Below are 14,637 nucleotides of genomic sequence, written 5' to 3'. Positions count from 1 at the left end.
CGGACTGCGGCATCAATGCCCCTCGTGCCCCGGCACGACCAGCGTGTGCTCGTCCACCTCGACCTCGACGCCCTCGAAGCACTCCTGCACGTTGTCGAGCGTGAGCACCTCGTCGACCGGCCCGTAGGCCAGCTGCTCGCGGTTCACGAAGAGCACCGCATCGCAGACCTGGCGGGCGAGTTCGAGGTCGTGCGTGGAGACGAGCACCGCGACCCGCTCGGTCTTGAGCCGCCGCAGCGTGTCGATCAGCGCGTCGCGGTTCGGCTGATCGAGCCCGTTGAACGGCTCGTCGAGCAGCAGCAGCACCGGCTCCGAGGCGAGCGCGCGAGCGAGCAGGCCGCGCTGGCGCTGGCCGCCCGAGAGCTCGCCGTAGCGCCGCTTCGCGAGCGGAGCGAGCCCGACGGACTCGATCGCGCGGCGGACCGCCTCTCGATCGGCGCGACCGGGCCAGCGGAACAGCCCGAGCCGGCGGTATCGGCCCTGCATGACGACCTGTTCGAGCGTGATCGGGAACTCCGGATCGAGCTCGGCGGTCTGCGGCAGGAATCCGATCATGCCGTTCGCGGCATGTTCGCTTCCGGCGATGCGCACCCGGCCGGCGGTCTTCGGCACCTGGCCGAGCAGCCCCTTCAGCAGGGTCGACTTGCCGGCGCCGTTCGGACCGACGAGCGCGACCGCCTCCCCCGGGGCGATCGCGAAGTCGAGCCCCGCGACGCCGGAGCCGCCGGGGTGCGTGAACGCGGCCCCCCGCAGCTCCAGGACGGGATCGGTCATGCTCGTCATTTTTGCAGCACGGCGGGGAGCTCGGTCGGCACGACGCCCCACGACTCCAGGATCAGCCGCACGTTGTGCTCCTGGCTGCCGAGATAGGTGGCGCCATCCGTGCCCTCGGCGCCGAGGGCGTCGCCGTAGAGCGCGTTCTCGCCGGAGTACACGGCGACCCCCGCCTCCGTGGCGATCGTCTCCGCGGCCTTCGGCGAGATGGAACCCTCCGAGAAGACGGCCTCGACCCCGGTCTCGCGGATCTTCTTCACGAGCTCGTCGATCTCGGCGGCCGAGGGCTCGGCGTTGTCGTCGAAGCTCGGGATGACGCTGCCGACGAAGGTGAGGTCGTACGCCTCGACGAAGTACGTGAAGGCGTCGTGGTTGGTGACGAGCAGCCGGTCGGCGACCGGCACCTGCGAGACGTTCTGCTCGATCCATTCGTCGAGCGCGTCGAGCTTCGCGGTGTACGCCGACGCGTTGGCGTCGATCGTCGCGGCGTCGAGGCCGGGCACCTCGGTGAGGCCGTCGGCGATGTTCCCGACCATCTGCTCGGCGAGCTCGGGATCGGTCCAGATGTGCGGATTGCCGCCGCTGTGATCGTGACCGTCGTGGTCGGCTTCGGCCTCGTGATCGTGATCGGCGTGCTCGTCGTCCGACTCGTCGCCGTGATCGTGGTCGTGCGTGCCGAAGAGCTCGATGCCGGTGCTCGCGTCGATGAGGATGCCGTCGAACCCGGAGGCGGCGACCGCGTCGTCGACCCAGCCCTCGAGGCCGGCCCCGTTCACCACGAGCGCGTCGGCGTTCGCGATGGCGGCGAGCTGCGCCGCCGAGGGGTCGAAGCCGTGCGCGCTCTGCCCCGGGCCGAGGAGCTGGGTGACCTTCGCCTCGTCGCCCACGAGCTCGCGGGTGAAGTCGCCCACCTGCGTGGTCGTCGCGACGATCGAGACGCCGCCGCCGTCGGCCGCCGCTCCCCCGGTCGAGCAGCCGGCGAGGACCAGCGCCCCGGCGGTGCCGATCGCGAGCGCGGCGATGGCGAGGGCTGGGCGGCGGAGGCGTCGTCGTGCGGTCATGGCACCGACGCTACGCTTATTGATAATGATTGTCAAAACCATCACGACCGCGACCGGTTCCGCATCGCTCCGGCCGCCAGCGGGGTCATCCGCCGTCTCGCGGCGTCACCGCGTGACACCGGACGCACATCGGAAACCTGCGCGTCATCGGAACGTGGGAGAGTGAAGCACGTGGATACGACGACCGAGCCCATCACGTTGCATCCGTTCACCGTCGCCGAAGCCGAGCGGCTGCTCGCCGGCGAGATCGCGGCCACGGACGGCTGGGAGGGCGGCTACGCCTTCACCGACGAGCCCGAACTGCTCCGGGAGTTCGTGCGCACCGTGCGCGAGGACGGCGATCCGGCACCCTTCGGTCCCTACCTCGTGCACCGCGGCGCCGAGGGCGCGGCGATCGGGGGAGTGAACCTCTTCGGCCCGCCCGACGAGCACGGGGCCGTCGAGTTCGCGTTCGGCCTGGTGCCCGCGGTGCGCGGGCAGGGGCTCTCGGTCCCCACCGTCGTCGCGGCCCTCGAGCTGGCCCGCTCGGCCGGCGCCAAGCTCGTGCGCGCCCACGCGGAGGTCGAGAACCTGCCGGCCCGCCGGGCGCTCGAGCGCGCCGGCATGCAGCGCACCGCGGAGGCCGAGGGTCAGCTCGTCTACGAGCGCCGCTTCGCCTGACTGCGCCCGAACGGCATGATGGAGTGATGCGCACTCGACCGGTCGCCGCGTTCGTCGTCGGCCTGTCGACCGCCGTTCTCCTCGCCGGATGCCTCGGCCAGGCGCCCGAGCTGCAGAACCTGGCGGACCGCCTCGACGGTCTGCCCGGCGTGGTCTCGGCACGGGCCGAGCTCGCCGGCGGCGTCGTCACCCCGGCGGAGCACCGGATCGACCTCGTCCTCGACCCTGCGCTGAGCGAGGACGACGCCCGCCGCATCGCCCGGCTGAGCTGCGAGGGAGACGTCGAGGTGGCCATGATCTCGATCGCGACGAAGGAGGACTCGCTCGCGCCGGGCACCGTGCTGAATGTGTTCTCGCCCGAGTCCGGCACCACCTGCCTGTCCGAGCCCGGCCTCGTCCGCTTCGCTCAGGCGAGCGCCGCGATGCAACGCCTCGGCGCGGGGTTCGAGGGCACCTTCGGCGTCTCGCTCGAGGGCCCGGAGGCCGGAGGCGATGACCCGGTCCTGGTCACGCTCACCTCGACCGACCGCGCCCGCCTGGCGGAGGCCCTTCGCGACGTCCGCAGCGAGCTGCCCGACGTCCCGCTCGACTTCCGCGGCTCCTGGGACGAGGACGGCGACCCGGATCTGCCCGATCACGTGCACCTCGCCGCGCTGCTCTCCGCCGACACGGAGCTCGCCCCGTTCCTGCCGCTCGTCGAGCGGGCGCAAGAGCTCGGCACCGGCACCGTCGCGATCGCGGACGGCGGCGTCACCGTCGAGCTGCGCGACGACACCCCCGAGCACGCGTCCGCCGAGCTGACCGCGCTCGCGGATCAGGCTGGACTGGCGCTCACCGTGCAGCCGCCCCTCCCGCCCACCGCACGGCCGATCGCCCCGTGGGAGTGACCGCGACCACGACCGCGACGCTCACTCGAGCAGCAGCGCGGGCTCCTCGATGATCGCGGCCACGTCCGCCAGGAACCGGCTCGCCACGTCGCCGTCGACCACGCGGTGGTCGAAGGAGCCGCCGATCGTCGTCACGTAGCGCGGACGCACCTCGCCGTCGACGACCCAGGGCTTCTGCTTGATCGTGCCGAGCGCGACGATCGCGACCTCGCCCGGGTTCAGGATCGGCGTGCCCGTGTCCATGCCGAAGACGCCGATGTTCGTGATCGTGATCGTGCCGTGCTGCATCTCGGCGGGCTGCGTCTTGCCCTCGCGCGCGGTGAGCGTCAGCTGCTCGAGCGCGGCCGCGAGCTCGACCATCGACATGTTCTGCGCGTCCTTGACGTTCGGCACGATGAGGCCGCGCGGGGTCGCCGCGGCGATGCCGAGGTTCACGAAGTGCTTGACGATGATCTCCTCGTCGGTCCACTGCGCGTTGACCGTCGGGTTGCGGCGGACCGCCCAGATCATCGCCTTGGCCATGATCAGCAGCGGCGAGACCTTCACGCCCGCGAAGTCGGGGGAGGCCTTGAGGCGCTTCACGAACTCCATCGTGCGCGTGGCGTCGACGTCGGCGAAGACCGAGACGTGCGGCGCGGTGAACGCGCTCTGCACCATCGCGGAGGCGATGGCCTTGCGCACCCCCTTCACCGGGATGCGGGTCTCCCGGCCTTCCGGGAGCTCGGGCGTCTGGATGTTGCGGAAGACGCTGGCCTGCGTCGCCTCGCGGATGACGTCGTCGCGCGTGATGTCGCCGATCGGCCCGGTCGGGGTGACCCGGGTGAGGTCGACGCCGAGGTCCTTCGCGAGCTTGCGGATCGGCGGCTTCGCGATGACGGGGATCTGCGACTCGACCGAGGGACGCGGAGCGGATGCCGCGACCGGCGCGGCCTCGACCGCCGGCGCCGCCGGGGGAGCGGGCGGCACGTGGGCGTCGCCGAGGTGGGCGTGCGCGCCGTCGGCGACCGGGTGGCGGCGGCGACGGCTGATCGCCGGACCGGACGCCCCGTGCCCGACGAGCACGGCACCGCCCTCATCGGCCGCGATGGAGGCGGCGGTGTCGGCGACGAGCTCGGCTGCGTCGGAGGCGGGGGCCGCGGCTGGCGCCGGGGCCGACGCGGGCGTACCGGCGGGCGCCGCGGCATTCATGCCGTTCGAGGCATCCGTCTGGATGACCAGGATCGGCGTGCCCACGTCGACCGTCGAGCCCTCGTCGACGAGGAGTTCCGCGACCACGCCCTCGTACGCGCTCGGCAGCTCGACGAGCGACTTCGCGGTCTCGATCTCGACGAACACCTGGTCGAGCACGATGCGGTCGCCGGGGGCGACCTTCCACTGCACGATCTCAGCCTCGGTGAGGCCTTCGCCGACGTCGGGAAGGGGGAACCGGATCTCGCTCATGGGCGGGTGCGCCTCTCGTTCGAAGGGTCGTGCGGTGTTGCGCGATGCCTGGTCCAGCCTGCTCGATGCCGCATGCTGGCCCCGGCATGCATCAGAAGGCCAGGGCCCGATCGACCGCCTCAAGCACTCGGTCGGGGCTCGGCAGGTACTCGGTCTCGAGGGCGGCGGGCGGGAAGGGGGTGTCGAATCCGGAGACGCGCAGCACCGGGGCCTCGAGCGAGTAGAACGCCCGCTCGGCGACGGTGGCGGCGATCTCGGAACCGACGGAGACGTTGCCGTACGCCTCCTGCGCGACGACCAGGCGGCCGGTGCGGTGCACGGATTCGAGGAGCGGTCCGTAGTCGATGGGGGAGAGGCTGCGCAGGTCGACGACCTCGAGGCTCGTGCCCTCGCCCGCGGCGATGTCGGCCGCCTGCAGGAGCGTGGCCACCATGGCGCCGTGCCCGACGACGGTGACGTCGGTGCCCTGCCGGACGACGCGGCTCTCGTGCAGCGGGATGCCGGCGTGATCGAGGTCGACCGGCCCCTTGGGCCAGTACCGGCTCTTGGGTTCGAAGTAGAGCACGGGATCGTTCGAGGCGATGGCCTCCTGGATCATCCAGTACGCGTCGTGCGGGTTCGAGGGGCTCACGACCCGCAGGCCCGGGGTGTGGGCGAAGTACGCCTCGGGGCTCTCCTGGTGGTGCTCGATCGAGCCGATGTGACCGCCGTAGGGCACGCGGATCACGATCGGCATCGGCATGCCGCCCCCGTGCCGCAGGTTGATGCGGGAGAGCTGCGTCGTGATCTGGTCGAACGCGGGGAAGATGAAGCCGTCGAACTGGATCTCGATGACCGGGCGGTAGCCGCGCATCGCGAGGCCGATCGCCGTGCCCACGATGCCCGACTCGGCGAGCGGGGTGTCGAGCACCCGGCGGTCGCCGAACTCGGCCTGCAGACCCTCGGTCACGCGGAAGACGCCGCCGAGCGGGCCGATGTCCTCGCCCATCAGCAGCACCTTCTCGTCGGCGCGCAGCGCCTCGCGGAGCCCGGCCGTGATGGCCTTCGCCATCGACAGGGTCTGCACGCCGCGCACGGCGGCCTCGGCGTCCTGCTGCGAGGGCCGGGCGGATGCCTCGGCCGTCGAGTCGTTCGTCACGGGGAGCTCCTGGTCCTGCGCCCGCGCGGTGCCGGGCTCGTCGAGGGGTCGGATGGCGTCGCCGGCGAGGCTCATGCGTCGCTCCCGTCGAGCGAGCGCTCGAAGCGGTCGAGCCAGGCGTACTGCTCGGCCATGAGCGGGTGCGGCTCGTGGTAGACGTGCTCGAAGATCGTCTCGCGCGTGGGGGAGGGCAGCTCGAGCGCGCGGCGGCGCACATCGGCGGCGAAGTCCTGCGCTTCGGCATCGACCTCGTCGAAGAACGCCGCGCTCGCGCCGCGGCCCTCGAGCCAGGTGCGGTAGCGCGTGATCGGGTCGCGGGTGGTCCAGAGGTCGACCTCGTCCTGCGTGCGGTACTTCGTGGGGTCGTCGGCGGTGGTGTGCGCGCCCATGCGGTAGGTCACGGCCTCGATGAAGCTCGGCCCCTCGCCGGCGCGCGCCTCTTCGAGCGACTGCCGGGTGACCGCGTAGCTCGCGAGCACGTCGTTGCCGTCGATCTGCACGCTCGGCATGCCGAAGCCGGTGCCGCGCAGGGCGAGCGGGCTCGGCGACTGACGGGAGACCGGCACGGAGATCGCCCACTGGTTGTTCTGCACGAAGAACACCTGGGGCGTGCGGTAGCTCGCGGCGAAGACGAGCGCTTCGCTGGCGTCGCCCTGCGAGGTGGAGCCGTCGCCGTAGTAGACGAGCACGGCGGCGTCGGTCTCGGGGTCGCCGGTGCCGCTCGCCCCGTCGAACTGGATGCCCATCGCGTAGCCGGTCGCGTGCAGCGTCTGCGAGGCGAGCACGAGCGTGTACAGGTGGAAGTTGCCGTTCTGCGCCGGGTCCCACCCGCCGAGGGTCGCGCCGCGGAGCAGCGAGAGGATCGCGACGGGGTCGAGCCCGCGGATGATGCCCACGATGTGCTCGCGGTAGGAGGGGAAGAGGTGGTCCTGCGGGCGGCTCGCGCGCGCCGAGCCCACCTGGGCGGCCTCCTGGCCGTGGCTCGGCACCCAGAGCGCGAGCTGGCCCTGCCGCTGCAGGTTCGCGCCGGCGACGTCGAGGCGGCGCGAGGTCACCATGTCGCGGTAGAACTGCTCGAGCGTCGCGTCGTCGAGCGCCTCGACGAGGTGCAGGTACGGCTCGGCCTCGGCACTCGGTCGCAGCTGGCCCTCGGGGGTCAGCAGCTGGACCGTCGGTACGGTGAAGTCTCGTTCGCGGGCTACCACTGTTCCACGCTATCCGTTCGTTTCGACGGGGTTCTTGTCAACCCTCGACAAGCTCATTCAGAATCCGGAGGAGGGTGTCGACAGACTCCTCCTCGCCGATCGAGACCCGGATGCCCTCCGGCGGGAAGGCCCGGGTCACGAGTCCCGCGTCGAAGAGGCGCTCGGCGATCTCGCTCGTGCGCTCGCCCACGGGGAGCCAGATGAAGTTCGCCTGACTGACCGGGATCGGCCAGCCCTGCCCGATCAACGCGGCCCGCACGCGGTCGCGGCGCTCCGCGATGACCTCGACGCGCTCGCGCAGCTCGGCCTCGGCGGCGGGCTCGAGCGAGGCGATCGCGGCGGCACTCGCGGCGGCGGTGACGCCGAGCGGGATGGCGGTCGCGCGCGCCGCGTCGAGGATGCCGACCGGGCCGATGGCGTAGCCGACCCGCAGCCCGGCGAGGCCGTAGGCCTTGGAGAAGGTGCGGAGCACGACGAGGTTCGGGTGCCGGCCGATGAGCTCGCGGCCGTCGACGGCGTCGGCGTCGCGCACGAACTCGACGTAGGCCTCGTCGAGCAGCACGAGCCGGTCGGCGGGGATGCGGGCGAGGAACGCGTCGAGCTCGGCCCGGGTGATCGTGACCCCAGTCGGGTTGTTCGGCGTGCAGACGATGACGACGCGGGTGCGCTCGGTGACGGCGTCGGCGATGGCGTCGAGGTCGTGCCCGTGGTCGGGGCGGTTCGGCACGGCGACACTCGTGGCGCCGGCGATCGTGACGAGCCCCGGGTAGGCCTCGAAGGAGCGCCACGAGTAGACGACCTCGTCGCCGGGGCCCGCGGCGGCGAGCACGAACTGCGCGATGAGCGCGACCGAGCCCGCACCGATGATGACCTCGTCGGCGGAGACGCCGAAGCGGGCGGCGAGCACCTCGCGCAGGGCGAGCGCCGTCGCGTCGGGGTAGCGGTTGATCGAGCCGGCCGTCGCGGCGACCGCCTGCTGCACCGAGGGCAGGGGGTCGAAGGGGTTCTCGTTGCTCGAGAGCTTGAACCCGTCGGCAGGCGCGGGGCGCCCCTGGCGGTAGGGCGGAAGGGCCGCGATCTCGGGGCGCAGGCGCACCCCGGTGCTGGCAGATTCCGTTGCGGTCGACTCCGTTGCGGTCACGCGTTCCACCGTACTCCGTTGCATATTCCGCGAGCGGTTCGGCTGCGCACCCGCTTCGCGCAGCGATTTGCTTATCGGATCGGACGTTCGGGGGCCAGCCCCCTTCGCAGATGCGCCCGCCTCTGGGAGAGTGGCGGTATGCGCTTCATCGTCAAAACCATCGTCGTCGCGCTCGCGCTCTGGCTGACCACGTTCATCGTGGCGGGCGTCTCGGTCGTGCCCTACGAGGACACGCAACTCGCCACGATCCTCACCTACCTGCTGGTGGCCGCGATCTTCGGCGTCGTCAATGCCATCGTCGGCGGGTTCATCCGGGTGGTGGCCTTCCCGATCTACGTGATCACGCTGGGCCTCATCTCGTTCATCGTCAACGGGCTGCTGCTGCTGCTCGTGGATTGGATCAGCGGGCTCATCGGCTTCGGTCTCGAAGTGGACGGCTTCTGGTGGGGCGTGCTCGGCGCGCTCGTGCTCGGCCTGATCAGCTGGCTCATCGGCCTCATCGTTCGCCCGTCGAAGGACTGAGCGGGGCTTCCGGCTCGCGCTCGGCGAGCCAGAAGCTGGCCTCGCCCTCGCGCCCGGCCGTGAAGTCGGTGACGAGCGCGCTGAACTCCACGAGCCGCGGGTCGGCCGAGGCGTCCACGAGTTCGGCCGTGCGCCGATAGGCGTCGAGCTCGTGGGCCGTGAGGATCGGGCCCGGCTGCTCGGGCGGTGCCGCCACCTCGCGCTGCACGAGCAGCGGCCCGAGCGGCCGATCGGCCCCGCCCGAGCCCGGTACCAGGTCGTCGCGGTGCTCGAGGTTCAGCAACGGCGCCGACGGATCGACCCGGGCCGGCCCGCCGAGGTTCGCGCCCGCCGTGAAGCCGAGCTCTGGATCGGCCATCAGCTCGGCGACGATCGCTCCGCCGCCGGAGTAGCCGATGCCGATGAGCTCGTCGCCCGGCTGCACCCCGGCCTCGGCGAGGGCTGCCCGCACGGCCCGCTCACCGGCTCCCGCGGGCAGCGACGCCGCGGCGAGCTCCGCCCCTCGTCCGGCGACGGTGTGCACGTTGCTCGTCATGTCGAAGGGCTGCGAGCCGGCTGCGGGCGACGGCGCGATCGTGCCGGTGACGTAGACGAGCCATCGGCGCGCCTCCGCGCTCCCACCGCCGGCGGGCGCGGGGTACTGCTCGATGCGGATCTGCGGTGCGCCCTCGCGCGGCGCGGGCACGCGCGCCGCGAGGCCGGCCACGCCGACCGGCGGCGGGACCGGCGACGGCACGGCGGGCGGCGTCGCCGCCCGGGCACCGCCGGGAGCGCCCGCTGTTTCGCCGACCCGACGCACCCCCACCGGACGCTCGGCCAGGAGGCCGACGCCCAGCCCGCCGAGCGCCGAGGCCCCCAGCGCCACGACGGCGGCGGAGTCGGGGGTGTCGACGAAGCCGCCCGCGACCACCGCCACCGGCAAGGGGACCCCGAGCGCACCGGCCACCAGTTCGTCGCTCGAGTCGAGGGCTGCGCCGAGCGCCTCGCCGGCTCCGGGGTGCACGAGAAGCTGCCGAAGGAGAGGGAGCGCGCCCTCCCGTGACACCCCGAGGGCGTCGAGCACGCGGTCGCCGAGGAAGACGCCGCCCGCAGCAGCCAGCAGCGGCCAGGCCAGGAACCGGGCGGAGGCCCCGAGGGTCCAGGCGGCGAACTGCCCCGCGAGCTGCTGCAGCGCGCCGAGTCGCTGCTCGACCGTGCCGTAGCGGAGGGCGGATTCCTCGAGATTGCGCCCGAGCGACGCGGCGAGCTCGGCCGACTGCCCGAACTGATGCGCGGCGAGCGCGAGCTCGTGCTCGGCGCGCCCGGCCGCGCCGCCCGCCCGAGCGATCGTGGCGAGCAGCGCCGCCGCGCGTTCGGCGAAGCGGGAGCAGCCCGCCTCCACGACTGCGAGCCTGGCCGCTTCGGCGAAGAGTTCGTCGACGGCGACCGCGGTGCTGCCCCCGCCGGAGACGAGCAGTTCACCGCTCATCGCCACCCCCATGTCGTCTCGGCACTCACGGGCCCCGGGCCGGCACCGGCACCGGCGCCCGCCATCGCCACCAGCCGGGCCAGCGTCTGGTCGCGCTCGCCCTCCAGCCGGATCAGCGTCGCGCTCAGCTCGAGCTCGGCCTGTTCGAGCGCGGAGCGGGCGAGGCCGACCCGGGAGACGAGCTCTTCGAGGCGCGCCTCGTAGTGCTCGGCCGCGGCCGAGCGCCAGCTCACGCAGCCGACGAGCGGGAGCGACAGCTGCAGGACCGGAAGCTCGTCGAGGAGCGCCCGCGTCTGCACCGCAGTCGCGCGCACCGCCTCGATGCGGCGATCGAGGCCGGCGAGCTCGGGGGCGAGCGGGTCGGTGAACGACGGGGCGTGGGTCGGCGAGGCAGGCGGCATCTCTCGAGCGTGCCCGCGCCGGGGCATCCGCCGGCCGCGCGAATCAGGATCGGGGGAGAACCACCGGCACCGCCCTCCTGGGGAGGACGAGCGCCCCGCCGTGCTCAGCCCGACGCGTCTTCGACGACCGCGGCGAGCGCGAGCGCCCCGACCCGCCCCATCGCGCCGGCGACCCCCACCGTCTCGACGATGGCCGAGCCGACGGCGAGCGCCCAGCCGCGCGCCCGCACCCAGTCGGCGTCGGCGAACGCGGGCAGCCCGGCGCGGAATCGCTCCCGCCCGGCCGAGTCGAAGCAGAGCCACGCGGCGGCGAGGTCGGTCGCGGGGTCGCCCGCGGTCACGTCGCCGAAGTCGAGCACGGCGGCGAGGGGGCCGCCTGCGCGCTCGAGCAGCAGGTTCCCCGGATGCAGGTCGCCGTGCAGCCACACCGGCGGGCCCGTCCAGGCCGAGGCCGCGAGGGCCGCCCGCCAGACGCGGTCGAGCGAGGCGCGGTCGGCGACGGCGTCGAGCACGCCCGAGGCGATCCGCGGCCCGACGACCGGGTCGCGCTCGACGAGGGGGACGCCGCGGTACGGATTCGCCGGGGCATCCGCCGGCGCCTCGCGCTGCAGGGAGGCGACGAACGCCGCCAGTGCGGGCGCGGCCTCGCGCCGCGCGGCCGGGTCGAGCTCGACGGCGGCGACGCCGTCGAACCAGGGGCCGATGCTCCAGGCGAAGGGATAGCCCGCCCCGGGCGCCCCGGCGCGCACGGGCACCGGAAGCGGGACGGGGGAGTGCCGCGCGAGCTCGGGCAGCCAGCGCAGCTCGTGCTCGACGAGCCGGGCGGCGAGGAGCCGGCGCGGCATCCGGATCAGGTGCTGCTCGCCGAGCCGCAGCATGGCGTTGTCCCAGCCGTTCGCGACCAGCCGCACCGGCGCGAGGAGATCGGGGTGCTGCTCGGCCACGAGCCGCGCGGCGAGCGCCGCGTCGATCTCGACGTCGGCGGTGGGCGCGTCCATCATCCCCCCGGTCCTGCCGGCCGGTCGGTGCGCCGGCAGTGCCGACCCAGCGTAGCGCCGCGGCCGACGGCGGGCGGCCGCGAATGCCCCCTGTTCCCCGCCCGCCGATTCCAGCAGAATGGAGCCATGACGCGAGCGGAGCCCGTCGGCCTGCCCGCGCAGCCCTTCCGGGTCTCGTTCGTGTGCACCGGCAACATCTGCCGGTCCCCGATGGCGGAGGTCGTGCTGCGCGACCTCGCCGCGCAGGCCGGCCTCGAACGTGCGCTGCGCGTCGACTCCGCGGGCACCGGCGACTGGCACGTGGGCGAGCGCGCCGACCACCGCACGATCGCCGCCCTCGAACGCGCCGGGTACGACGGCTCCCGCCACCGGGCGCGCCAGTTCGAGCCGGAGTGGTTCCGCGAGCTCGATCTCGTGGTGGCGTTCGACCGCGGCCAGGCGCGGATCCTGCGCAACTGGGCGCACCACGACGGCGAGCTCGACAAGGTGCGGCTGCTGCTCGAGTTCGAGCCGGAACCGACCGGCCTCGTCGACGTGCCCGACCCCTACTACTCCGACGATGCGATGTTCGATCGCGTGCTTGAGATGATAGAGCGGTCGACCACGGCGCTCTTCCGGCAACTCGCGCCGGCTCTCAGACAAGGAATCCGATGACTTCGCTGCCTCCCCAGCCGCTCAGCCCGCTCGATGGACGCTACCGCGCCGCCGTCGGAGACCTCGGCGAGCACCTGTCAGAAGCGGGCCTGAACCGGGCCCGCGTCCACGTCGAGATCGAGTGGCTGATCGCCCAGACCGACCGCGGCTTCTTCGGCACCTCGCCGCTCAGCGACCACCAGAAGCAGGCGCTGCGCCAGGTCGTCGCCGACTTCGGGCAGCCCGACATCGACGAGCTCGGCTCGCTCGAGGCGACCACCCGTCACGACGTGAAGGCCGTCGAGTACTACGTGCGCCGCCGTCTCTCCGACCTCGGCCTCGACGCGATCGCCGAGCTCACCCACTTCGCCTGCACGAGCGAGGACATCAACAACCTCTCCTACGCGATCACCGTGCGCGACGCGGTGCAGCAGGTCTGGCTGCCGAAGTACCGCGCGGTCGTCGCGGCGATCGCCGAGCTCGCGCGCGAGCACCGGGACGCCTCGATGCTGTCCCGCACGCACGGCCAGCCGGCCACCCCCTCGACGATGGGCAAGGAGCTCGCGGTCTTCGCGCACCGGCTCGAGCGCATCGCGACGCAGATCGAGGCGACCGAGTACCTGGGCAAGTTCTCCGGCGCGACGGGCACCTTCTCGGCGCACGTCGTGGCGCTGCCGGATGCCTCGTGGCCCGAGGTGTCTCGCGAGTTCGTCACCTCGCTCGGGCTCGACTGGAACCCGCTGACCACGCAGATCGAGTCGCACGACTGGCAGGCCGAGCTCTACGGCAAGGTCTCCCACGCGAACCGGGTGCTGCACAACCTCGCGACCGACATCTGGACGTACATCTCGCTCGGCTACTTCCGGCAGATCCCGGCGGCCGGCGCGACCGGCTCCTCGACGATGCCGCACAAGGTCAACCCGATCCGCTTCGAGAACGCCGAGGCGAACCTCGAGCTCTCGAGCGCCGTGCTCGACTCGCTCGCGGCGACGCTCGTCACCTCGCGGCTGCAGCGCGACCTCACCGATTCGAGCGCGCAGCGCAACATCGGCGTCGGCTTCGGGCACTCGCTGCTCGCCCTCGACAACATCCAGCGCGGGCTCACCGAGATCGACCTCGACCGTGAGTTGCTGCTCGCCGACCTCGACGGCAACTGGGAGGTGCTCGGCGAGGCGATCCAGACCGTCATCCGCGGCGAGGTCGTGGCGGGGCGGTCGACGATCAGCGACCCGTACGCCCTGCTGAAGGAGCTCACCCGCGGCAAGCGGGTCGGCGCGGTCGAGCTCGCGACCTTCGTCGAGGGCCTCGAGATCGGGGATGCCGCGAAGCAGCGTCTGCTCGCGCTCACCCCGGCCTCGTACACGGGCCTCGCCGACGAGCTCGTCGACCGGCTGTAGGGCGCGGGGCCGGCGCTCGCCGGCTCCCTGCCGCGCCCGGCCGGGCACGCGCCTGCGCCTGGCTCACCTGCCTCGCGCCTGGCTCGCGCCTAGCTCGCCTGCCTCGCGCCTGGCTCGCGCCTGGGCGCGGCCGGCCGCGCCACTTCCGCGTCGACGCGCAAGTCCAGGTGGCGCAACGAGGCCGAAGTGGCGCGCGCCCTCGCTGGGGACCGGATGGAGCCGAGGGCGGGGTGCTTCTCGCCGCCGGGCAGGGCTAGGCGCGCGTCCGGGCCTCCGCGCCCCGCCAGTGCGCGCTCGGCAGGTGGATGACGACGAGTGCGATGAGCGCGAGCACCGAATTGCGGAAGGCCGGGTCGAGGCCGTTCCACGAGGTCGACTTCCACATCTGGAACCACTCGCCGCCGATCGTGATGAACCCGCCCATGAACAGAACGAGGAGCATCAGCAGCCCGATCGTCGAGAGCGCGCGGGCCACCCGATAGCCGCGGTGGCGCTCGCGGATCCAGAACACCACCGCGGCGATCAGCACGATCGCCGTCGCGGACTCCCAGACGATGACGCCGAGGTAGCCGAGGTTCTGAAGCACCGGATCCGTGATCGCCCGCCACATGACGTCGGGATCGAGGTCCTCGCCGGCGGGTGCGCCGAAGTTCGTGGTGTCCATCGCCAGCACGTGCTGCACGAAGGCCTGGTTGGTGCCGAAGTCGGTGATGTTCCCGAAGGCGACCAGCAGGATGTAGAGCCCATTGAGTCCGACGAGCACGGCCGCGACGACCGGCAGCGTGCCGAGGCGCAGCCACCCGCGCGTCGGTTCATCGGGCGCGCCGAGCTCGGCGGCGGGAGCGGAACGGTGGTCGGACACGGCGTCTCCTCACTCGAACTGGATCCTCGTCGATCCGATCGAACCGTACC

15 protein-coding genes are annotated in these 14,637 nt (G+C 72.7%); 5 read left to right on the top strand and 10 right to left on the bottom strand.

Annotated features, from left to right (window positions below):
- Positions 1-12: 12 nt before the first annotated feature.
- Both MTP13_RS04960 and MTP13_RS04955 read right to left on the bottom strand, forming a co-directional pair.
- Positions 13-774 carry a metal ABC transporter ATP-binding protein gene (locus tag MTP13_RS04960; RefSeq protein WP_243569985.1) on the bottom strand — a complete coding sequence of 254 codons (762 nt, stop codon included), beginning with the start codon at positions 772-774 and terminating at the stop codon, positions 13-15.
- A 5-nt stretch (positions 775-779) separates the two neighbouring features.
- Positions 780-1,835 carry a metal ABC transporter substrate-binding protein gene (locus MTP13_RS04955; protein WP_243569984.1) on the bottom strand — a complete coding sequence of 352 codons (1,056 nt, stop codon included), beginning with the start codon at positions 1,833-1,835 and terminating at the stop codon, positions 780-782.
- 171 nt (positions 1,836-2,006) lie between these two features.
- On the opposite strand from MTP13_RS04955, the gene MTP13_RS04950 reads away from it, so the two are divergent.
- Both MTP13_RS04950 and MTP13_RS04945 read left to right on the top strand, forming a co-directional pair.
- Positions 2,007-2,495, top strand: coding sequence for a GNAT family N-acetyltransferase (locus tag MTP13_RS04950; RefSeq protein ID WP_243569983.1), 489 nt, complete (start codon positions 2,007-2,009; stop codon positions 2,493-2,495).
- A gap of 26 nt (positions 2,496-2,521) precedes the next feature.
- Complete coding sequence (locus MTP13_RS04945) at positions 2,522-3,382, top strand: hypothetical protein (RefSeq protein ID WP_243569982.1); 861 nt, start codon at positions 2,522-2,524, stop codon at positions 3,380-3,382.
- A 21-nt stretch (positions 3,383-3,403) separates the two neighbouring features.
- Here MTP13_RS04945 and MTP13_RS04940 read toward each other — a convergent pair whose 3' ends face one another.
- The 4 genes from MTP13_RS04940 to MTP13_RS04925 all read right to left on the bottom strand — a co-directional run bounded on the left by MTP13_RS04940 (position 3,404) and on the right by MTP13_RS04925 (position 8,306).
- On the bottom strand, positions 3,404-4,822 hold the full coding sequence (locus tag MTP13_RS04940) for a dihydrolipoamide acetyltransferase family protein (protein ID WP_243569981.1): 1,419 nt from the start codon (positions 4,820-4,822) through the stop codon (positions 3,404-3,406).
- Positions 4,823-4,913: 91 nt separating this feature from the next.
- Entirely contained in the window at positions 4,914-5,873 is a 960-nt protein-coding gene (locus MTP13_RS04935; RefSeq protein WP_243570922.1) for an alpha-ketoacid dehydrogenase subunit beta, read from the bottom strand.
- A gap of 158 nt (positions 5,874-6,031) precedes the next feature.
- Positions 6,032-7,165, bottom strand: coding sequence for a thiamine pyrophosphate-dependent dehydrogenase E1 component subunit alpha (locus tag MTP13_RS04930; RefSeq protein WP_243569980.1), 1,134 nt, complete (start codon positions 7,163-7,165; stop codon positions 6,032-6,034).
- A 37-nt stretch (positions 7,166-7,202) separates the two neighbouring features.
- A complete protein-coding gene (locus MTP13_RS04925) occupies positions 7,203-8,306 on the bottom strand; it encodes a histidinol-phosphate transaminase (protein WP_243569979.1) in 1,104 nt (367 codons plus the stop codon).
- 138 nt (positions 8,307-8,444) lie between these two features.
- Here MTP13_RS04925 and MTP13_RS04920 point away from each other — a divergent pair, with 138 nt between their 5' ends.
- The gene (locus tag MTP13_RS04920) at positions 8,445-8,828 is read left to right on the top strand and encodes a phage holin family protein (protein WP_230765204.1); all 384 of its coding nucleotides are present in this window, start codon (positions 8,445-8,447) and stop codon (positions 8,826-8,828) included.
- Here the strand turns inward: MTP13_RS04920 and MTP13_RS04915 are convergent.
- The 3 genes from MTP13_RS04915 to MTP13_RS04905 all read right to left on the bottom strand — a co-directional run bounded on the left by MTP13_RS04915 (position 8,803) and on the right by MTP13_RS04905 (position 11,698).
- Complete coding sequence (locus MTP13_RS04915) at positions 8,803-10,296, bottom strand: hypothetical protein (RefSeq protein ID WP_243569978.1); 1,494 nt, start codon at positions 10,294-10,296, stop codon at positions 8,803-8,805. The genes MTP13_RS04920 and MTP13_RS04915 overlap by 26 nt on opposite strands.
- A complete protein-coding gene (locus MTP13_RS04910) occupies positions 10,293-10,697 on the bottom strand; it encodes a hypothetical protein (protein WP_243569977.1) in 405 nt (134 codons plus the stop codon). Before MTP13_RS04910 ends, MTP13_RS04915 begins: the two co-directional genes overlap by 4 nt.
- Positions 10,698-10,801: 104 nt before the next feature.
- Positions 10,802-11,698 carry an aminoglycoside phosphotransferase family protein gene (locus MTP13_RS04905; RefSeq protein WP_243569976.1) on the bottom strand — a complete coding sequence of 299 codons (897 nt, stop codon included), beginning with the start codon at positions 11,696-11,698 and terminating at the stop codon, positions 10,802-10,804.
- Between the two features lie 123 nt (positions 11,699-11,821).
- Here MTP13_RS04905 and MTP13_RS04900 point away from each other — a divergent pair, with 123 nt between their 5' ends.
- Together MTP13_RS04900 and purB are read left to right on the top strand one after the other, a co-directional pair.
- A complete protein-coding gene (locus MTP13_RS04900; protein ID WP_243569975.1) occupies positions 11,822-12,349 on the top strand; it encodes a low molecular weight protein-tyrosine-phosphatase in 528 nt (175 codons plus the stop codon).
- Positions 12,346-13,725, top strand: coding sequence for an adenylosuccinate lyase (purB, locus tag MTP13_RS04895; protein ID WP_243569974.1), 1,380 nt, complete (start codon positions 12,346-12,348; stop codon positions 13,723-13,725). The genes MTP13_RS04900 and purB overlap by 4 nt, the downstream gene beginning before the upstream one ends.
- 253 nt (positions 13,726-13,978) lie before the next feature.
- Here the strand turns inward: purB and MTP13_RS04890 are convergent, their stop codons facing one another.
- Positions 13,979-14,587: a DUF2165 domain-containing protein gene (locus tag MTP13_RS04890; RefSeq protein WP_243569973.1), complete on the bottom strand. Its 609-nt coding sequence runs from the start codon at positions 14,585-14,587 to the stop codon at positions 13,979-13,981.
- Between the last annotated feature and the right edge of the window lie 50 nt (positions 14,588-14,637).

This window comes from Agromyces soli, from assembly GCF_022811605.1.
GTDB classification, from domain to species: Bacteria; Actinomycetota; Actinomycetes; order Actinomycetales; family Microbacteriaceae; genus Agromyces; species Agromyces soli.
Note: the sequence above shows the minus strand (reverse complement) of the source record. Positions and strands in the feature narration are given on the sequence as shown.